The organism is Pedobacter africanus, assembly GCF_900176535.1.
GTDB classification, from domain to species: Bacteria; Bacteroidota; Bacteroidia; order Sphingobacteriales; family Sphingobacteriaceae; genus Pedobacter; species Pedobacter africanus.
This window is the reverse complement of record NZ_FWXT01000001.1, coordinates 1,947,393-1,966,020: the sequence shown is the minus strand read 5'-3', so window position 1 is coordinate 1,966,020 and position 18,628 is coordinate 1,947,393. Positions and strand designations below refer to the sequence as shown.

The 18,628-nt window shown below is 43.0% G+C and carries 19 protein-coding genes; 12 read left to right on the top strand and 7 right to left on the bottom strand.

Annotated features, from left to right (window positions below; translation table 11 throughout):
* Positions 1–15: 15 nt before the first annotated feature.
* Positions 16–897 carry an ATP synthase F1 subunit gamma gene (atpG, locus tag B9A91_RS08190; RefSeq protein ID WP_084237868.1) on the top strand — a complete coding sequence of 294 codons (882 nt, stop codon included), beginning with the start codon at positions 16–18 and terminating at the stop codon, positions 895–897.
* A gap of 53 nt (positions 898–950) precedes the next feature.
* Here atpG and B9A91_RS08185 read toward each other — a convergent pair whose 3' ends face one another.
* Positions 951–2,567, bottom strand: a complete 1,617-nt coding sequence (locus tag B9A91_RS08185; protein ID WP_084237867.1) for a DUF4139 domain-containing protein — start codon at positions 2,565–2,567, stop codon at positions 951–953.
* Between the two features lie 131 nt (positions 2,568–2,698).
* Between B9A91_RS08185 and B9A91_RS08180 the strand changes: the two genes are divergently transcribed.
* Complete coding sequence (locus B9A91_RS08180; protein ID WP_084237866.1) at positions 2,699–2,914, top strand: hypothetical protein; 216 nt, start codon at positions 2,699–2,701, stop codon at positions 2,912–2,914.
* Positions 2,915–3,061: 147 nt separating this feature from the next.
* Entirely contained in the window at positions 3,062–3,907 is an 846-nt protein-coding gene (locus B9A91_RS08175) for a DUF4349 domain-containing protein (protein ID WP_084237865.1), read from the top strand.
* Between the two features lie 5 nt (positions 3,908–3,912).
* On the opposite strand, the gene ruvC is transcribed toward B9A91_RS08175, so the two are convergent.
* Positions 3,913–4,476 (bottom strand): crossover junction endodeoxyribonuclease RuvC, encoded by a 564-nt coding sequence (ruvC, locus tag B9A91_RS08170; protein WP_084237864.1) that lies wholly within the window; start codon positions 4,474–4,476, stop codon positions 3,913–3,915.
* A 43-nt stretch (positions 4,477–4,519) separates the two neighbouring features.
* Here ruvC and B9A91_RS08165 point away from each other — a divergent pair, with 43 nt between their 5' ends.
* From B9A91_RS08165 to B9A91_RS08135, 7 genes are read left to right on the top strand one after another with little or no spacing between them, the layout of a single operon-like run.
* Positions 4,520–5,497 (top strand): hypothetical protein, encoded by a 978-nt coding sequence (locus B9A91_RS08165; RefSeq protein ID WP_084237863.1) that lies wholly within the window; start codon positions 4,520–4,522, stop codon positions 5,495–5,497.
* Positions 5,475–6,611, top strand: a complete 1,137-nt coding sequence (locus tag B9A91_RS08160; protein WP_084237862.1) for a glycosyltransferase family 2 protein — start codon at positions 5,475–5,477, stop codon at positions 6,609–6,611. The genes B9A91_RS08165 and B9A91_RS08160 overlap by 23 nt, the downstream gene beginning before the upstream one ends.
* A complete protein-coding gene (locus tag B9A91_RS08155; RefSeq protein WP_084237861.1) occupies positions 6,611–7,702 on the top strand; it encodes an ABC transporter permease in 1,092 nt (363 codons plus the stop codon). Before B9A91_RS08160 ends, B9A91_RS08155 begins: the two co-directional genes overlap by 1 nt.
* A gap of 23 nt (positions 7,703–7,725) precedes the next feature.
* Positions 7,726–8,331, top strand: a complete 606-nt coding sequence (locus B9A91_RS08150; protein WP_084237860.1) for a ribonuclease HII — start codon at positions 7,726–7,728, stop codon at positions 8,329–8,331.
* A 24-nt stretch (positions 8,332–8,355) separates the two neighbouring features.
* Positions 8,356–9,558 carry a glycosyltransferase family 4 protein gene (locus B9A91_RS08145; protein ID WP_084237859.1) on the top strand — a complete coding sequence of 401 codons (1,203 nt, stop codon included), beginning with the start codon at positions 8,356–8,358 and terminating at the stop codon, positions 9,556–9,558.
* Positions 9,559–9,599: 41 nt separating this feature from the next.
* Positions 9,600–10,679 (top strand): glycine cleavage system aminomethyltransferase GcvT, encoded by a 1,080-nt coding sequence (gene gcvT / locus B9A91_RS08140; protein WP_084237858.1) that lies wholly within the window; start codon positions 9,600–9,602, stop codon positions 10,677–10,679.
* Positions 10,680–10,716: 37 nt separating this feature from the next.
* Entirely contained in the window at positions 10,717–11,445 is a 729-nt protein-coding gene (locus B9A91_RS08135) for a 2-phosphosulfolactate phosphatase (RefSeq protein ID WP_084237857.1), read from the top strand.
* On the opposite strand, the gene B9A91_RS08130 is transcribed toward B9A91_RS08135, so the two are convergent.
* The gene (locus tag B9A91_RS08130) at positions 11,435–12,205 is read right to left on the bottom strand and encodes a patatin-like phospholipase family protein (RefSeq protein WP_084237856.1); all 771 of its coding nucleotides are present in this window, start codon (positions 12,203–12,205) and stop codon (positions 11,435–11,437) included. The two genes, B9A91_RS08135 and B9A91_RS08130, sit on opposite strands and share 11 nt — an antisense overlap.
* Positions 12,206–12,216: 11 nt before the next feature.
* Positions 12,217–13,248: a gliding motility lipoprotein GldB gene (gene gldB / locus B9A91_RS08125; protein WP_084237855.1), complete on the bottom strand. Its 1,032-nt coding sequence runs from the start codon at positions 13,246–13,248 to the stop codon at positions 12,217–12,219.
* Positions 13,249–13,264: 16 nt separating this feature from the next.
* Here gldB and B9A91_RS08120 point away from each other — a divergent pair, with 16 nt between their 5' ends.
* Positions 13,265–13,927 (top strand): porin family protein, encoded by a 663-nt coding sequence (locus B9A91_RS08120; RefSeq protein WP_084237854.1) that lies wholly within the window; start codon positions 13,265–13,267, stop codon positions 13,925–13,927.
* Between the two features lie 21 nt (positions 13,928–13,948).
* The gene (locus B9A91_RS08115) at positions 13,949–15,589 is read left to right on the top strand and encodes an NAD+ synthase (RefSeq protein WP_084237853.1); all 1,641 of its coding nucleotides are present in this window, start codon (positions 13,949–13,951) and stop codon (positions 15,587–15,589) included.
* On the opposite strand, the gene lnt is transcribed toward B9A91_RS08115, so the two are convergent.
* Genes lnt through rsmI form a run of 3 tightly spaced genes read right to left on the bottom strand, consistent with a single transcriptional unit; the run spans position 15,586 to position 18,623 of the window.
* The gene (lnt, locus tag B9A91_RS08110) at positions 15,586–17,208 is read right to left on the bottom strand and encodes an apolipoprotein N-acyltransferase (RefSeq protein WP_084237852.1); all 1,623 of its coding nucleotides are present in this window, start codon (positions 17,206–17,208) and stop codon (positions 15,586–15,588) included. The two genes, B9A91_RS08115 and lnt, sit on opposite strands and share 4 nt — an antisense overlap.
* A gap of 9 nt (positions 17,209–17,217) precedes the next feature.
* Positions 17,218–17,868 carry a PH domain-containing protein gene (locus tag B9A91_RS08105; protein ID WP_084237851.1) on the bottom strand — a complete coding sequence of 217 codons (651 nt, stop codon included), beginning with the start codon at positions 17,866–17,868 and terminating at the stop codon, positions 17,218–17,220.
* 41 nt (positions 17,869–17,909) lie between these two features.
* Complete coding sequence (gene rsmI, locus B9A91_RS08100) at positions 17,910–18,623, bottom strand: 16S rRNA (cytidine(1402)-2'-O)-methyltransferase (protein WP_084237850.1); 714 nt, start codon at positions 18,621–18,623, stop codon at positions 17,910–17,912.
* Between the last annotated feature and the right edge of the window lie 5 nt (positions 18,624–18,628).

Below are 18,628 nucleotides of genomic sequence, written 5' to 3'. Positions count from 1 at the left end.
ACTATAAATTAAAAAATGGCTAATTTAAAAGAAGTAAGAATTCGTATAGCATCGGTCCAATCTACGCAGCAGATTACCAAAGCCATGAAAATGGTTTCGGCGGCTAAGTTGAAACGTGCGACAAATGCTATTATACAATTACGTCCTTATGCAACCAAGCTTAAAGAAATCTTAGGAAATCTTTCTGCAAGTCTTGAGGCATCATCTTCACCTTTTATACAGGAGCGTGAGCCAAACAAGGTGCTAATTGTAGTGGTTTCTTCTAATCGTGGTCTTGCCGGTGCGTTCAATATGAACGTAATTAAAGCTGCGAACAATTTAATTGCTGAAAAATATAGCGAACAGCTGAAAAATGGCAATGTAAGTATTGTATCAATCGGTAAGAAATCTCAGGATTTTTATGAGAAACGTAACTACAATGTAATTGGAAACAATAACGAGGTATTTTCAGCACTTACTTTTGAGAATGTAACCAAAATCACAGATGCCATCATGGATGGCTTTGTCAAGGGAGAATTTGACAGGGTTGAGGTGGTTTACAACAGATTTAAAAATGCCGCTGTGCAAATTTTAACAACTGAACAACTGCTGCCATTGCCTAAAGCAGAGGAAGCCGCAGATGTTAAAACCTCAAATGTAGATTATATCCTTGAACCTTCTCAGGAAGAAATTGTAGCACAACTGATCCCTAAATCTGTTAAGATCCAGTTGTACAAAGCTGTTCTTGATTCGCATGCATCTGAACATGGAGCACGTATGACCTCAATGGATAAAGCCACTGAAAATGCCGGTGATTTGCTTAAGGCCTTAAAGCTTTCGTACAACCAGGCACGTCAGGCTGCTATTACTACCGAGCTTACTGAGATTGTAAGCGGTGCAGCAGCATTGAATGGGTAATTATACCTGATATAGAGAAAAGGCCCTGGTCGCATAGATCAGGGCCTTTTTTGTTACTGAAGGTTGAGAATATTCTTGTCCTTCGGATATTTTACTGAATAGCTGATCCGGATGTTTTCGGTAGCCCCGGGCTTCAGCTTTAGTTTCCAGGTAAGCACTCCGGTCTCTTTGTTTACGGATGCCCCGCCTGCATTTAAGAGCTCCACTTCCATGTCCTTATCTGTAGAGACCGGATACTGATCTTTCAGCAAGAGGTCTACAGCTTCTTTTTTCCCGTTGCGTAACCGGATTTCATAGGTAAAGGTTTGTTTTTTACTGTTGCCGATAAATTTGACACCTGTTTGCTCCGCTATCTTCTCCCTTTTGATGGTGATTTTTTTATCTCTGCCCATACTCAGATTAAGGGTATCGGTAGTGGCATTTGGGTTGATGAAGGATTTGCCCACATAGCTATTTTCGAAAATGATATTGGCTTCACCCGGTAGCAGGTTCAGTTTGTCGTAATTTGTGATTTCGGCCATCAGGAATGCGTCTCCATCCATTTTAGGGACACTGTAGTATTTGAATGCTGCAGGCTGACTAAACTCTTTCAGAATTACGCTATGGGGTTTGCTGTTGGAGGCAATATCGTACGGAATTTCAATATCAAAAATGGCGTTAAGCATATTTTCGTTCTGCTGAACGGCAAGGCCATTGCTTTTTTTTGCCATCAGACTCAGTACTTCCTCTTTAACTTCAGGTGCCGGCATCGCCATAGATTGAATTCTGTTCTGGTACACCAATTTCTTGTTCCTATAGGCGTATTCAGGCTCTCCGAACTGCAGGAACCAGGCCGATAGGAGTGGGGCCGTTCCGTTTTGGGATGGATTGCCGGTAGAAAGGCTCAGCCTTACCTTTTTCCAGTCGAGCCCTGTTGACTGTGTTACGTTTGCCTTATAGACAATTTTAAGCGGTGTAGTGGTGTTTTCTGCCCTCAGATCGTAAAAAGCAATCCAGGCAGCGCTTGGTGTCAGGTAGCTGACACTAAGGTCTGCATTGGTAGCTGTAGAGGCCATCAGCTGTAAAATAATCTGTCCGGATGTACCGCTTTTATCCAGGCTCAACTCCTGCAGCTGACGCTGCATTCTTGCTATCCTTTTTTGCTGCAATGCTTCGGCTTCTTTAAGATTGAAAATGTTGTTCCTTAATTCCAGTTGTTTGTTTTTGTAATAGTCGGCCACCTTCATCAGTTCAGCAACATTTACACCAGTGTTGGAGCCGCCAATGGCCTGGTTTTTATCGAGCAAAACTAACAGATTTTCTTCTACAACGCGCTTGTTTTCGAGTTTATTCAATTCTCTTTTGATGAACTGCAGGCTATCTTCCACTTTAATATAGGCCGGACTTTTGTTCTCGTTCTTTAAAAAATCCCTGGAGAAACTGGTAGATAAAATGGTGACATTGGAAGGTACACTGATCTGGATGCTGCTTTCATCAACTGTATTAGCTACATTAGCGAGAACGATTTCACTGGTGCCTGCAGGGAGGCTGACCTTGGCTTTATGGTTTAGTTCGGCGCCCAGGCTGTAGACCGTGACCGATTCCAGCTGACTATTGAATATACGGGGTGACTGGGCATAGCTGCAGAATGTGCTAAAACTTGTTAGTAGTATTAAAATGATGGATTTCATAAAATGATGTTTTTGTATAGATGCAAGGACTAAAGCTAATCCATAAGGAGATATAAGATAAAATTTTATCGCTGTGTTGTTCTGCTTTTTAGCTAATTAATATTATTTTTGTGCCATTAAATAAAAACAGTATGGAACAGACACCAAAGCACAATACAGAAAGCATGAAGAGAGCTAACGAGACTTCAATTTATAAATTGATGACCGTAGGCGTATTAATCAGTATTTTGGGTGTTTATTTGCGTTTTGCTGCAGACTCCACTACTTTGTCAATTGTGTCGTGGGTAATTCTGACCATCGGTTCTATCATCGCATGTAAAGCCGTATTTAAAATACTGGACGCATAAGCTGTACAAATAGATTTTTTAAATAAGGCCCTCATCAGCTCCGGTTGATGAGGGCCTTATTTATTTGTAATATTTTGGTTAGAAGGAAAAATAAGAGGTTACTTTGTCGTGTTGCCTGTATAAAGAGGAAATCTAACCATTGATATTATGAAAAAGTATTTCATCTACGTAGCAATTGTTCTGGGAGTATGGGGCTGTCAGAATGCCAATAAATCACATGAAAGTGCAGCAGACGCGACAGCTGAAAATCTTGAAGCAAGTGATTCTACACTTGCGGAAAAGATCATCAAAACTGCGGACATGCGTTTCAGGGTAAAAGATGTTCAGCAAACCAAGGAAAGGTTAAGTGCGGCCATAAGGGCCGAAGGCGGCACTATTGCAGAGTTTACCATTCATAGTAATATCCAGCAGAGCGAAAAAGTTAAATATTCAGCAGATTCGCTGCTTGAACTTACGGCTTACAGAACGGAAGGGGCCGTTACAGCAAAAGTTCCTTCAGATAAACTGGACGAGTTTACCAATAAGGTTGCTAAAATGGCCGTATTTGTCGATTTTCAGTCGATGAAACTTGATGATCAGAGCCTGGTTTACCTGAGCAATAAACTCAAAAACCAGAACCGGATAGAGGCTACGCAGCAGTTGAACAAACATGCCAGCAAAAAAAGCAATAATGTAGAGACAGCCCTAACGGTTAAGGATGATTATGTAGATAAGAAAATCCAGAATATGCAGATCGACAGCCGGGTACAATACAGTAACATTACACTTAACTTTTACCAGGACAACACCGTTAAGAAAATGATCGTAGCCAATGATACCCTGTACGATTACAAGCCTGATTTTCTACGCAGGTTTGTGTTGAATATTCAGAACGGATGGGTAATCTTTAAAGAATTTGTGCTGATCTTAACCAATTTATGGATGTTGTTCCTGTTGTTGATAGCCGGATATTTTACCTTCAGGTATTACAGGAAAAAACGCGCACAGGTATAACCGACCTATTTTATCCTTTTTTTATTGTCTTTAACAAAGGACTCCCATCCAGAGTAGGTTTTGCCCTTGCCGGCATTACCTACTTTTTGAAAAGAATGACAGACGGCTACAGCGAGTCCGTCGGTTGCGTCCAAGAACTCAGGCGTTTCTTTAAAATTCAGCAGCCTTTGCAGCATCGCAGCCACCTGTTCTTTTCCGGCACTACCGTTCCCCGTAATGGATTGTTTTATTTTTCGGGGTGCATATTCATTGATAGGAATATTTCTGGATAAGGCCGCTGCCATGGCAATTCCCTGTGCCCGGCCCAGCTTTAACATTACCTGGATGTTTTTACCATAAAAAGGAGCTTCAAGGGCCAAAGTATCTGGTTTATACTCGTCTATTAAGTTTATTGTTTTTTCGAATATCCGCTGCAGCTTTAGAAAGTGATCTTCGAGATGGTCCATCCGTACAATGCCCATAGTGATCAATTCAATTTTGCTTCCCCGCTCCAGGACTACCCCATAACCCATTATTGCCGTTCCAGGGTCTATACCCATGATCACCCTTTCCTTTTTTTCAGCCAACATACAACAATATTAAGCATATTTGCAGAGAGTAAAAGCAAAAAAGTTGACATCCCATTATAAAAAAATACTTTCCTACCTGCTTAAAGCCGCGATTGTAACTTTTGCATTCTGGTTTATATATCAGAAACTATCGGCTAATCAGAATTTAAAGGAATTTGAAAAGCTTTTGATCAAGGTACCACGTCAGGAAATCATCATTGTACTTACTACTGTATGTTTGTTAATGCTGATCAACTGGGGATTGGAGGCATTGAAATGGAAGCGGCTCATTGCAAGGGTTGAACAGATCAGCTTGTGGAGAGCGGTTGAATCTGTTTTTTGTGGTCTGACATGGGCGGTGTTTACCCCCAACCGGCTAGGTGAATATGGAGGTCGCGTGTTTTTTTTATCTCCTAAAAGACGCATTATAGGTGTGGTGGCCATGGCTGTTGGCAATATCGGGCAAATGGTGCTTACCAATGTTTTTGGTGCCCTGGCCCTCAGCATATTTATTTACCGTTTTGCAAATATAGACTACCGTCTTTTTTATGCGTTGGTAGCCCTTACAGTAATGTTTTGTGCGTTTTTTGTTGTTTTTTACTTTAACATCAGATGGCTCAACGGCATTTTGCTTTCCATGCGCTTTACGCGTAAGTATAAGAAGTTTTATAACATTTTGGCGCGGTACAGTAAAACGGAGTTGCTAAAGATCTTGTTGTTTTGCCTGGCCCGTTACCTGGTATTCAGCACCCAGTATTTTATTCTTTTTTTCTGGCTCATCCCTGAAATCCACCCTCTGGATATCCTGATGATGGTTAGTATTCTTTTCTTTGTACAGTCCACTTTACCTTCATTGGATTTATTTGATATTGGGGTTAGAAGTGTCACAGCATCTTACTTTTTTGGTTACGTAACTACCCAGGATGTAGCAGTAATTGCATGTACTGCCAGTATATGGCTTATAAATATTATAATTCCTGCTATATTAGGCTCTTATTTTGTGTTTAAACTTAACTTTTTTGGAAATACTCAGCATAATTAGTGTCCTTTCTTCTTTTTTAACGGGTTTATATATCTTAGTTGTTGTTGCCTTTATAAAAGGCTGGCATAAACTGAGCTACTTTAAACTGCAAAAGCAGAATCTGGCTACAAAAGTATCCGTGCTGGTCGCAGCAAGAAATGAGGCCGGAAATATTGCTAAAACTATAGAAGATCTGCTGGCCCAAACCTATGATAAACAGCTTACAGAACTCATTTTTGTTGATGATCATTCTACCGATCGGACAGCAGAAATAATAGGGACTTATGCTGAAAGGGGTGTTAAGCTGATTCGCCTTAATGAAGGACAAACACTCAATTCCTATAAAAAGAAAGCCATTCAAACCGCTATTGCCCAATCTTCGGGCAGTTTAATTGTAACTACTGATGCAGATTGCAGGATGGGCCCCGACTGGCTCAAAACAATAGTCGGTTTTTACGAGGAAAAAAACTACAAGATGATTTCCTCTCCAGTAGCTTATTTCGAAGAGAAAAGCTTCTTTGAACGTGCCCAAACACTGGAATTTTTGTACTTGATTGGTCTGGGGGCCTCTACCATAGGGAATAAAAAACCATCTACCTGTAACGGTGCTAATCTTGCTTACGAAAAAGATGCCTTTTATGAAGTAGGGGGCTTTAAAGGCATAGATGATCTCGCCTCGGGCGATGACGAACTATTGCTGCATAAAATGGCCGCAAAATTTGATGGCAATATTGGTTTCCTGAAAAATGAAGCAGCAGTGGTGTATACGCACCCTAAGGCTACGTTGAAGGAGTTTATTCAGCAACGCAAAAGATGGGCATCGAAAAGTACACGGTACAAGAACAAATCTATCATTGTATTGGGGGTTTGTGTCTGGCTATTTAACCTGAGCATACTTGTAAATATAACAGGGGGGATTTTTAACATCTTTTATCTCAAACTGGCTTTGGTGCAGCTGCTGTTGAAAATGACAGTTGAATACTTATTTTTATACGATGTAACAGGTTTTGCCAAGCGGCGAAAGCTGCTGGTGTTATTGCCGGTGCTTAATCTGCTGCACATTTTATATATCGTTTATATTGGTATTGCAGGGAACAGCGGAAAGTACAATTGGAAAGATAGAATGGTAAAATAATGGAAAATAACAGCAGCCCTTCAGCTAAAATCTGGAAGCGTTTTAAGAAAAATAAAATGGCTTTTGGTGGCTTGCTGTTTATTTTGCTGTTTGCTCTGATGGGTATTTTGGGCTACCTGATTACGCCCGACCAGACCCCGATGGCCAACACCATGCACCTGCAGTTGAGCAATAAAAAACCCGGTCGTAGCTTTGATTTCTTAATCGTCAGTAAAAAGAACAATATTAAAAAGGTAAATTTTCTGGAGCGGATGCTTTACGGACAAGAAGCTGATTTTAAAAGTATTCCTATTACGGCCTATCGTATAATCGGAAATAAAGTATACGTCAGGGAGTATATCGGAGATGACGAGCAGGCGGAAGAATCTGTATATCCTTATATTGATACTGAGCAACGCTATCAGCAAACCTATTGGCTGGGAACCGATATGTATGGACGGGATTTACTGAGCCGGTTAATCCTGGGCATCCGTGTGTCCTTATCTGTAGGACTTATGGCGGTACTCATATCCCTTTTCATTGGGGTAGGTCTGGGGGCACTGGCGGGTTATTTTGGCGGTAAAACTGATGCCGCCATCAGCTGGTTTATGAATGTGATCTGGTCGCTGCCATCTTTGTTGCTCGTTATTGCCATTTCCTTTGCTTTAGGGAAAGGCTTCTGGCAGATATTCATTGCTGTAGGGCTGTCTACCTGGGTAGACGTGGCCCGTTTGGTTAGGGGGCAGGTAATGGCCCTTAAGGAAGTTGAATTTGTTGAAGCGGCGAAGGCGCTTGGGTATTCTACTTCAAGGACCATAACCAGGCATATATTACCAAACATTGCAGGCCCTGTATTGGTGGTGGCCTCTGCAAATTTTGCAGCCGCTATTTTGCTGGAAACCGGTCTGAGCTTTTTGGGCTTTGGTGCTCAGCCGCCTATGCCCAGCTGGGGGGGGATGATCAAGGAACATTACGGGTATATCATCATGGATGCTGCTTATCTTGCAGTGCTCCCTGGCCTGGCCATTATGCTGACGGTATATGCATTTAATTTGCTGGCCATTGGCCTCCGTGATGCTTTTGATGTTAAATCACAAAATATATCTGTGTAATGCTAATTTATTAACTTTGTAACATGCTACTGAACTGTTATCAGCAAGAATTTCTGGAAGCCGGCTGCGATGAAGCCGGCAGGGGCTGCCTGGCCGGACCGGTATTTGCCGCAGCCGTAATCCTGCCTCCCGATTACATTGCCGGAGAGTTGAACGACTCCAAGCAGCTTAGCCATAACCAGCGTAAAAAACTCAGGCTCATTATAGAGCGGGAAGCCGTTGCCTGGGCTGTTGCAGCGGTGGACAACATAGAAATTGATCAGATCAACATTTTAAATGCTTCTTTCCTGGCCATGCACAGGGCAATAAAACAGCTACAAGTGCAGCCTCAATATTTAAGTATTGATGGCAACAGGTTTAAAAAATATGCCGATATACCGCATACCTGCGTAGTAAAGGGGGATGGCAAATATCTGAATATAGCAGCGGCTTCCATACTTGCAAAAACCCATAGAGATGAGTTTATGGAACGCATAGCTGCAGAGTATCCGCACTACCAGTGGCAGCAGAATAAAGGCTATCCAACAGAGGTGCACCGCACGGCCGCTCTTCAATTTGGGCTTTCGCCATACCACCGTAAAACTTTTACCGTTAGTCCGCCGCAGCTAAAGCTCTTTTCCGAAATATGAGGATAATTAGTATTTTCACATAATTTGAAAACACTGATCCTCACAAACAGAGTACCTTTCCCTCCCAACAGCGGTTATCCGATAGTGGTTTACAATACCATTAAAGGCTTGCTGAACTTTGGGGCAGATATCACCTTGTTCAGTATCAACACCAACAAGCATAGAATTGATGTGGATGATATTTACGACCCAGTTTTTGAACAGATAAAATTTCATTCCTTTAGTATCGATACGGAAGTAAATGTATGGGGCGCACTGATCAATATCTTTTCCAATGAATCATATAACGTATCCAGGTTTTTTGATGAGGATGCTGCACGTTTACTGGAAGAAATTTTGAAGGAGAATGAATTTGATATCATTCAGTTTGAGGGGCTTTTTGTGGTGCCTTACCTGGATATTGTGAAAGCGAACAGCACAGCGAAGGTAATTTATAGGGCACACAACATAGAGTTTGATGTATGGGAACGAAGTGCTATGCGCGAACAATTTACGCCCCGAAGAAAATACCTGCAATTTCTGGCCCGGCGTTTAAAGCATTATGAAACAGAACAGATCAATCGTTTTCACCAGGTATTTGCCATCAGCGAGCCTGACAGGCAAAACATTCTAAAGATGGGCTGTGAGACCGCCTTAGAGGTTTTTCCGGTTGCCCTTGATTTTGAAAAATACATTACAGATCCCTCTAAAACCAGTTTCCCCACGCTTTTTCACCTGGGGGCTATGGACTGGAGACCAAACAAGGAAGGATTGGAATGGTTTCTGGATGAAATATGGCCTGATATCGAAAAACTCAATTCCGAGCTCCGGTTTTATATTGCCGGGAAGAATATGCAACGCCAGTTTTTTGAGTACGATTCTGAAAACCTAGTGGTAGAGGGAGAGATATTTGATGCCGTAGAGTTTATCAATTCCAAAGCCATCATGATCGTACCCCTTTTGTCTACCAGTGGAATGCGGGTGAAAATTATTGAAGGCATGGCCATGAGCAAATGTATCATCGCTACTAGTATGGCTGCAGAAGGAATCAGCTGTGAGCATGGAAAAGATATCCTGATTGCCAATACTGCGGATGAATTTTACCGGTCTATTCTGCAATGTATTACCAATCCTAAAAAGTGGCGGGAAATAGGCGAAAATGCGCGGAAAACCGTAGAAAGGGACCATGATATTAACAAGATTTCCAAAAGAATGATGGATATCTATGAAAAATTAATTAGTGGCTAAATTTATATACCTTTGCCGAGTTTTTATAGATATTAAACTGTATGAAGAATACCGCACTAACCGATAAACACATTTCATTGGGCGCCAAAATGGTGCCATTTGCAGGATACAATATGCCTGTTCAGTACGAAGGGATTAATGCAGAGCATGCTGCTGTAAGAAGCAGTGTTGGCGTTTTTGACGTTAGTCACATGGGTGAATTTATACTGAAAGGGGAAAATGCATTGGATCTTATCCAACGCGTAACCAGTAATGATGCTTCAAAATTATACGATGGTAAAGTTCAGTATTCCTGTCTGCCAAATGAAGATGGCGGTATTGTAGATGATTTACTGGTGTACCGTATTGATGAGCTTACTTATATGCTTGTGGTAAATGCTTCAAATATTGAAAAAGACTGGAACTGGATCCAGAAATTCAATACCAAAGGTGTTGAAATGCATAATATATCTGATAAGACCTCTTTGCTGGCTATTCAGGGACCAAAAGCTGCCGAAGCACTGCAAAGCTTAACAGATGTTGACCTTGCTTCGATGGAATACTACAATTTTGTTAAAGGCCGTTTTGCGGGCATCGATAATGTAGTGATCTCTGCAACAGGTTATACCGGTGCAGGTGGCTTTGAAGTTTATTTTGAAAATGAACATGCTGATGCCATCTGGAAGGCAATTTTTGAGGCTGGAGAAGCATTTGACATCAAGCCCATTGGTTTGGGGGCTAGAGATACCCTGCGCCTGGAGATGGGTTTCTGCCTGTATGGCAACGATATTGACGATACGACTTCACCAATCGAGGCTGGTTTAGGCTGGATCACCAAATTTTCTAAGGTATTTACGAATTCAGAGGCGCTGCTTGCACAAAAAGAGGCAGGTGTAAAACGTAAGCTTATAGGCTTTGAAATGATCGACAGAGGGATCCCCCGTCATGATTATGAGATTATTGAAGCCGATGGCAATGTAATTGGCCGCGTTACGTCAGGAACACAATCACCTTCGCTGCAAAAAGCGATTGGAATGGGCTATGTAGACAAAGCCTTTGCCAAAGAGGGAACGGAGATCTTTATACATATCCGTAATCAGAAAATCAGGGCCAGAATTGTTAAATTCCCTTTTTATAAATAATTAATCTTACACTGCAATAGCACATCAATTGCCCCCCATGCAAAAAAAAAGCATAGAAGTTTGTTTAACGCCCGCACTATTAAACCTGTACGACATTAAAGAAAGCGTTGTCGTGGTTATTGACATTTTAAGGGCGACTTCATCAATGGTTTATGGGATTGACAATGGCGCCGAAGCTATTATTCCCGTTGCCCATGTTGAAGATTGCTTAAGTTATGCGGATAAGGGCTTTTTACTGGCTGCAGAGCGAAATGGAGAAGTTGTTGAAGGTTACGACTTCGGCAATTCTCCATTTTCCTATATTGGTGAAAAAGTGAAAGGTAAAACGGTAGTGCTCACTACCACAAATGGTACCAAGGCCCTGCATATGGCGCGTGAACAGGCACATCAGGTAGTGATTGGTGCCTTCCTGAATTTAAAAGCGCTATGTAACTGGCTTAAGGTCCAGGAAAAAAATGTCCTGCTGCTTTGCGCAGGATGGAAAGACAAGTTTAATCTGGAAGATACCCTGTTCGCAGGTGCGGTTGTAAATGAACTGCGTAAGGACTTTACCCATTTTGATGATTCCTGTATTGCAGCGGAAGACCTCTATCTGCTGGCGAAAGACGATCTCAGGGCCTATCTCCACAAATCGTCGCACAGTCACAGGCTTGCCGAATTAAACATAGAAGATGATGTAAGGTTCTGCTTACAGTTCAATATCTGCCAGGCCATACCTGTGCTTGTTGGCGAGGCTTTGGTAGCGATGGAGCCTGCTAAAGGCTAAGCGCACTTAGCGTTTCGCTGTTTTTTATCGTTTTAAGCGCCTCTTCATAAGCCAGCCAGTAAATGGTTTCGGCTTTGGCCATATCAAAGGTATTGATGCTGCCCATTCCTTTGGGCTCTACCAGAATATTGCATGAAGCTACTTTTTGTTCCATATCTCTGTTTACCGACATGATGGCAGCCCTGGTCATCAGTGAGATGAACTTAGTGATTTTATCTACCGGGTTTAAATGGTTGCAGGACGAGCCTATGATAAAGTCACAGTCTTTAAGCAGGGGCTCTACCGGAAAGTTGTTCAGTACTCCTCCATCTACATACATCTGATCATCAATCATAATGGGCTTAAAAATACCTGGGATGCAGCATGATGCTTGTATGGCTCTGATGAGCGGTCCTTTATTGAAATATACCAGCCTGCCTTCACTGAAATTGGTGGTGGCAATGGTAAGCGGAATTTTCAGGTTTTCGATCTTATCTTCTGGGAAATAAGATTTTAGCAGGTCGGAGGTATGTTCAATGTTAACCAGGCCCATAGCCCCTAAAGCAGGCCTCACAAAGTGAAGCAGCTTGGTTTTGATAAAAATGTTCAATCCTTCTTCCGGGTCAATACCGGCAGCGTAAAATGCACCGGCAATAGATCCTGCGCTGGTGCCGCTGACGTGACTGAATTGTATGCCAGCATTCATAAAGGCCTTTAAAACGCCTAAATGCGCGATTCCGCGTATTCCGCCACCAGATAATACAATACCTATTTTAGCCATACCTTGAGTTTTTATGATTTGGGCTTATATTTTGACTGCTGTAGTATTTTTTGCATGTCCTTTTCGGCCATCAGCTGCTGTAAAGTTACCTGCTTGTTTTCCTGCATGTATTTTCTAACGATCTGCCAGCCAGTCCATATCCCGAGTTTTGGAGCCGATTCGTTTTTTTCTCCCAGCCCCGGTGTAAAGGGGCCTTCGCTTAAAAATACCTGTATTTTCTGGTAGTCTGTTTCAAACAGTAAATCGTTTTGCAGATAATAGCCCCATATGTCGCGCTCAAAAGTTTTACACCAGGCCAGCTGTTTGGCGGTATAACCTATTTTTACGGAGTCGGGTGTTCCATCCGGAAGTACCTGATCCATAAAATACAGGATCTTCCCATTATAGATCATTTTGGAAAGTAATGAGCGGTCTTCATCCTGCTCCTTAAAGAGCTCCTCCCTGGCAAAAGTTTCTGTAGTGCGGGGTACAATATATTCCGGCCTGAATCGCCGTGATAAATACAGGGGTACACTCTCTACAATAGCCCGGTAAAATTTGCTGTTTTTTCCTAAAAACATATCCAGTCCTATACCCATGTAGTTATCGCCGATCGGGGTTTGAACGGCAAAGCCCGAAATGAAAGCGACAAAGCGCGGCAAGGAGGTCTTTGGATAATAATACCGGATGTATTTAAAAGTCTGCGTCAGTTCTTTTTCTATAGGTTTCATGTCACTGAAAACACTGTCGGCCTCCTTGTTTAAATCGTAATAGGCCTGATCTTTATACAATGTAGATAAGATTTCTGTGTTGCTGTACTCAAAATTGCCTACCATACGGTGCATGTAATCATCGTAAAATGCGCCGTACTTTTTATGAAGCAGTTCATCTGTTTGCTGCAGGCCAGCTGATTTCCCCTGGGCCAGGTCGCGATCAAAGCGTTCAATTTTTACATTAAGGTCAATATGACTGACATCGGGCTTGGCCGACTGCTTACATGAAAAAAAAGTAAGGACAACAAGAAAAAATAGATAGATTTGGCAGAGTTTTACGTTATATATCATCATAACAAATATACATATGAAAAGACTGTTTCCCGGCTTCCTGCTATTTTTTTTAAGCACTAACCTTTTTGCACAGCAGTTCAAATTACCCGAGTACGGTTTCCGTCTGGGCCTAACGGCACACCCTACAATTGGCTGGGTAAAACCTGAAACCGGTAAAAGCAATGGCATTTCCCTGGGCTTTTCCTATGGACTGCTGGGAGATTTTAATTTTGCTGAGAACTACAGCTTTTCTACCGGACTAACCATCACCACCATAAATGGCGAAAGTACTGAAGCGCAGACCGTAAATTCATCTCAGATTGCTATTGAAAGAAAGTATAAACTTCAGTATATCGAAATTCCGCTTACCATTAAACTGCGGACGGGCCAGATGGGCGATGTGCGCTGGTACGGACAATTCGGCCTATCCAACGATTTTAAAATTGGGGCAAAGCAGAGTGGAGATGGCGTGGTTAAAGATGGCGGTCAGACTCCGGATAGCGAGAGCATTTCAAAGTATACCAAGTTTTACCGTGCGGGACTGATCATTGGGGCCGGCGCAGAATTTGATGTGGCGGACCATACTACAGTCGCAGCAGGACTTAGCCTGAACAATGGCTTTACCAATATCCGCACCAGCGAAGCCAATAGCCTTCGCAACCATTATATTGGCCTCAATATAGGTGTATTCTTTTAATCAGTATTCTAAGAAAAACGCATGAAAATCGCATTAGCACAGCTCAACTATCATATCGGTAATTTCGAATACAATACAAAAAAGATCATTGACCATATTGAACAGGCCAAGGCAAAGGGGGCAGATCTCGTTGTGTTTGCTGAACTGGCCATATGCGGGTACCCTCCACGCGATTTTCTGGAATTTGACGAGTTTATCGACCTCTGTGAAAAAGCTGCCCGGGAGATCGCAACGCATTGCAAAGGCATCGCCTGTATTGTGGGCTTGCCTGTTAAAAATGATATCCTGGCGGGAAAGGATTTGTACAATGCGGCTTATTTCATGGAGGATGGTCGCCTGAAACGTGTGGTGAAAAAGGCTTTGCTACCCAATTATGATGTATTCGATGAGTACCGTTATTTTGAACCTGCAAGTCATTTTGAATGTGTAGATTTTAAAGGGATTAAAATTGCGGTTACCATTTGCGAAGACCTCTGGAACATCAACAATAACCCCTTGTATGTGGCTGAACCTATGGACGAGCTGATTCGCCAGAAACCAAAACTGATGATCAATATTGCAGCCTCTCCCTTTTCTTACTGTCATGATGACGAGCGTATTGAGGTGCTGTCTAACAATGCTAAAAAATATAACCTGCCATTACTGTATGTGAACCAGGTGGGGGCACAAACCGAGATCATTTTTGATGGCGGATCTTTAGCCTTTGACGCCAAAGGGAACCTGATTGATGAAATGCCTTATTTTAAGGAGGAGCTGCGCATTTATGAATTTGCAGACAATGTAATTACGGGGCATCACCCTATTCAGCATCAGACCATACCGGATGTAGAGCAGATCTACGAGGCACTTGTACTCGGTATTAAAGATTATTTTGCCAAATCTGGCTTTAGTAAAGCCGTGCTGGGCTTATCGGGGGGCATTGATTCTGCCCTTGTCTGTGCCCTGGCATGTCGTGCCTTGGGGCCTGAAAATGTAATGGCCGTACTGATGCCATCTAAGTATTCCTCAGATCATTCCATACAGGATGCGCTCGACCTGGTGAGCAACATCGGCTGCCAGCACGAGATTATCCCGATAAAAGACGCTGCTGATGCTTTCGATAGCATGATGGGGCCGGCTTTTAAGGGATTACCTTTTAACCTTACCGAAGAGAACATTCAGGCCCGCTGCCGTGGCATCGTTGTGATGGCCATGTCCAATAAGTTTGGCTACATCTTATTGAATACCTCTAATAAAAGTGAATGTGCAGTAGGCTACGGTACTTTGTATGGCGATATGTGCGGGGCAATCGGCGTGATTGGCGACGTGTATAAGACCCAGGTTTACCAGCTGGCCCATTACATTAATAAAGATGGAGTTGTCATCCCGGAAAATTCAATTGTGAAACCACCATCGGCCGAACTGCGCCCGGGACAAAAAGATTCTGACTCCTTACCTGATTATGATATTCTGGACAAAATCCTGCACCAGTACATAGAGCTAAAACAAAGTTCAACAGCTATTATTTCCCAGGGATACGATGGCGCCCTGGTTAAAAGGATCATCAAAATGGTGAACACCGCAGAGTTTAAGCGTTACCAGACCCCTCCGATTTTAAGAGTGTCGCCTAAAGCCTTTGGAATGGGCCGCAGGATGCCGATAGTAGGTAAATACCTCTCTTAGCTTTTCTTTTTAACCCAGCGGTAGTAAGGGATAAGCAATGCCAGGAGTAAAGCTGTAATGCATAGGAGTTTGGCAATAATGTCACCTGATCTGGTGTAAAAGGTCCGTTCATCATTTAAATTGATGTCAGCCTTCAGTGCAGTTCTTGTCCACCAATCCGCCTGTTTGATCACATCGCCTTTCTGATTGATGAAGCAGGAAATTCCGGTGTTGGCCGAGCGTACTACATACCTGCGGTTTTCTATGGCCCTAAGCCTCGCATACATCAGATGCTGGTCTTTGCCCGAGGTGTTGCCCCACCAGCCGTCGTTGGTGATCACTGCAATAAATTGTGCCCCGTTTTTAACTGCCTGGCCAACCCAGTCGCCCCAAATGGATTCATAGCAGATCACAGGTGCGGCACCAATGCCACTATATGCATAAAACACGCCCGGTTCTTTCTGTGAGCCATAACCACCTACTGTACCACCAAAACCCTCAAAAACCGGGGACAAGATAGCGAGTGCCGAAGGGAAGGGCATTTTCTCTACACCCGGAACCAGTTTGGATTTATGGTAAAACTGCACATTCGCCGAGTTTTCAATTTGTATGGCACTGTTAAAAACATCAACATAGGTGCCATTATCGTATTTCCTGGCCGATAGGGTTTGCTGATCAGGATAAAACCTGACGCTTTCCAGTCCGGTAATTAAAGTGCCGTTCTTGTATTTTTCCAGAAATCGCTGTGCAATCATGAAGTCGGTATTGCTCCTGATCCTGTCTTCATCCACGTTACTAGGTATGGCTGTTTCGGGCCATATAAAATACTCTGTATTGGGTTGTGCTACTGAATCGGAAAGATGCGTCAACACATTGAGCTGTTCTGCCGCCGAAAGTCCGCCAAATTTCAGGTATGGGTCTATGTTCGGCTGAACAGTTACCACATTTACCGGCACCTCCTTTTCTTTATACTGACTGTATTTGGTAAGCGATAAGCTGGCAGGCAGCACTACCAATAAAGTCCATATAAAAGCGGGCCTTATGCGGCCATAACCTTTGACATCGCTTTTCCATTTTTTCCAGGCTTCAAACGCTAAAATGTTGCTCAGTAGTATCCATACAGAACCGCCGTAAACGCCGGTATATTCATACCACTGCGCAAGCTGGTGCATGCCCGATAAACCATTTCCCAGTGTCATCCAGGGAAAGGCCAGGTCCCAGCTCTGGTGCAGGTACTCCATGGCCACATAAAAGGAAACCAGACCCGCGTAGGCCAGGTTCTTATTGACTACACGGCCCAGGCGGTAGTATAGCCAGAAAGCAAAGGTCATCAGCAAGGCCCCTAATCCAAAAGGGATCAACGAAACAAACGCCGCAACCACAGGGTTGTTCACCGCGCTAATGGCATTATATACCCAATAAATGCAGGCGGTGTTCCAGATCAGAAATGTCAGCCCGGCAGTCAGGAATACTTTTTTTCCGATTTTCCCTTCCTTGTTCTGCTTTAGTTTATCCAGGGCTACCAGTAGAGGCACAAGGCCTATCAGCAGTAATGGTGTAGTATAAGGAATAGGCGGCCAGGCCAGCCACATTAAAAAAGCACTTAAAAAGGCAAGTGGTGCAGTGTTTTTGAAGTTCATGCAGCAGGCTTATAAGCTGTCTAAAATGTCTGCTTTTTTTGCTTCATATTCCTCCTGTGTAATCAGGTGCTTGTCGTACAGGCCTTTCAATTTTCTCAGCTTTAAGGTAGTCTCATCCTCAGGTTCTTCTGCGGGCGCCGGAGCAGGTGGCTGCGAGAAAAATGACTTTGGTTCATCCTCTACCACAGGCTGTTCAGCAGGAGCAGTATTTACCGTTACCGGCGAAGTTGAGGAACGTCTTTCTTCCAGTTCCGCCTGTCGCTGCTGTTCCTTAAAGGCCTCCAACTGCTCATAAGCTGCCTGGTATAGTTTGCGGGCCTGTACCTTAGGGATGTACTCAGTAATGATGTTTTCCCCGTGTAAAGGCACGCATATAAACTTAGAGCCAAAAATTTCTTCCTTAAAAGAAACTTCTTTAATGCTCTTCCAGGAAATGTCCTTAAAATTCATGGTGATCCCGAAATTGCCCGGTTCGCAATAAAAAATACGCTTGTTACTAACGGCTATACAATCGGGGAGCAGGTTTACCGCTGGCTTTTTTTGTACGGCCATGTAAATCAGTTCCTCATTGCTGGTCAGCATATCGTTTAGTTTGCCCAAAACTTTTTCAACGGCCTTTGGGTCTTGTTCGTCACTTAAAAATCTATCTATTAATATCATTCTGTTTCTGTTTAAATACTGTGTTATCAAAAATTGAACCTTTATTCCAGTTCGTCTTTATATTTGTTTTTCTTCTTTACTTCCTCACGTCCGGCCACACAAATTACAAATTCCCCTTTTAATATATTGTTTTCAAAATGTGATTTAATTTCTGTGAGTGTACCTCTTACTGTTTCTTCATACAGTTTAGTCAGTTCCCGGCTTACTGAGGCCTGTCGCTCTGCTCCCATATACTGCGCAAATTCTTCCAGGGTTTTTAGCAAACGGTGCGGACTTTCATAAAATATCATAGTCCGTTCTTCTTCTGCCAGTTTTTTCAGTCTTGTTTGTCTTCCCTTTTTTACGGGTAAAAAACCTTCAAAAACAAAGGTGTCGTTTGGCAACCCGGAATTTACCAGGGCAGGTACAAAAGCCGTTGCCCCGGGCAGGCATTCCACTTCCAGATCGTGTTTTAAGGTTTCCCTTACCAGGAAAAAACCCGGGTCGGATATGGCTGGTGTTCCTGCATCGGAAATAAGGGCCACATTTTTTCCCTCTTTCAAAAATCTGACGATCTCTGATGTGGCCTGGTGTTCATTGTGCTGATGGTGGGAATATGCCTTTTTGTCTATCCCAAAATGCTTTAACATGGGCGCGCTGGTCCTGGTATCCTCGGCCAGGATCACATCCGCTTCTTTTAAAATCCGGATGGCCCTGAAGGTCATATCCTCCAGGTTACCAATAGGGGTGGGAACAAGAAATAGTTTGCCGGGCATGTAAA

Coding starts and splice junctions, on each gene's coding strand:
- atpG (WP_084237868.1), top strand. CDS start 16: ATGGCTAATTTAAAAGAAGTAAGAATTCGTATAGCATCGGTCCAATCT.
- B9A91_RS08185 (WP_084237867.1), bottom strand. CDS start 2,567: ATGAAATCCATCATTTTAATACTACTAACAAGTTTTAGCACATTCTGC.
- B9A91_RS08180 (WP_084237866.1), top strand. CDS start 2,699: ATGGAACAGACACCAAAGCACAATACAGAAAGCATGAAGAGAGCTAAC.
- B9A91_RS08175 (WP_084237865.1), top strand. CDS start 3,062: ATGAAAAAGTATTTCATCTACGTAGCAATTGTTCTGGGAGTATGGGGC.
- ruvC (WP_084237864.1), bottom strand. CDS start 4,476: ATGTTGGCTGAAAAAAAGGAAAGGGTGATCATGGGTATAGACCCTGGA.
- B9A91_RS08155 (WP_084237861.1), top strand. CDS start 6,611: ATGGAAAATAACAGCAGCCCTTCAGCTAAAATCTGGAAGCGTTTTAAG.
- B9A91_RS08150 (WP_084237860.1), top strand. CDS start 7,726: ATGCTACTGAACTGTTATCAGCAAGAATTTCTGGAAGCCGGCTGCGAT.
- gcvT (WP_084237858.1), top strand. CDS start 9,600: ATGAAGAATACCGCACTAACCGATAAACACATTTCATTGGGCGCCAAA.
- B9A91_RS08135 (WP_084237857.1), top strand. CDS start 10,717: ATGCAAAAAAAAAGCATAGAAGTTTGTTTAACGCCCGCACTATTAAAC.
- B9A91_RS08130 (WP_084237856.1), bottom strand. CDS start 12,205: ATGGCTAAAATAGGTATTGTATTATCTGGTGGCGGAATACGCGGAATC.
- gldB (WP_084237855.1), bottom strand. CDS start 13,248: ATGATATATAACGTAAAACTCTGCCAAATCTATCTATTTTTTCTTGTT.
- B9A91_RS08120 (WP_084237854.1), top strand. CDS start 13,265: ATGAAAAGACTGTTTCCCGGCTTCCTGCTATTTTTTTTAAGCACTAAC.
- B9A91_RS08115 (WP_084237853.1), top strand. CDS start 13,949: ATGAAAATCGCATTAGCACAGCTCAACTATCATATCGGTAATTTCGAA.
- lnt (WP_084237852.1), bottom strand. CDS start 17,208: ATGAACTTCAAAAACACTGCACCACTTGCCTTTTTAAGTGCTTTTTTA.
- B9A91_RS08105 (WP_084237851.1), bottom strand. CDS start 17,868: ATGATATTAATAGATAGATTTTTAAGTGACGAACAAGACCCAAAGGCC.
- rsmI (WP_084237850.1), bottom strand. CDS start 18,623: ATGCCCGGCAAACTATTTCTTGTTCCCACCCCTATTGGTAACCTGGAG.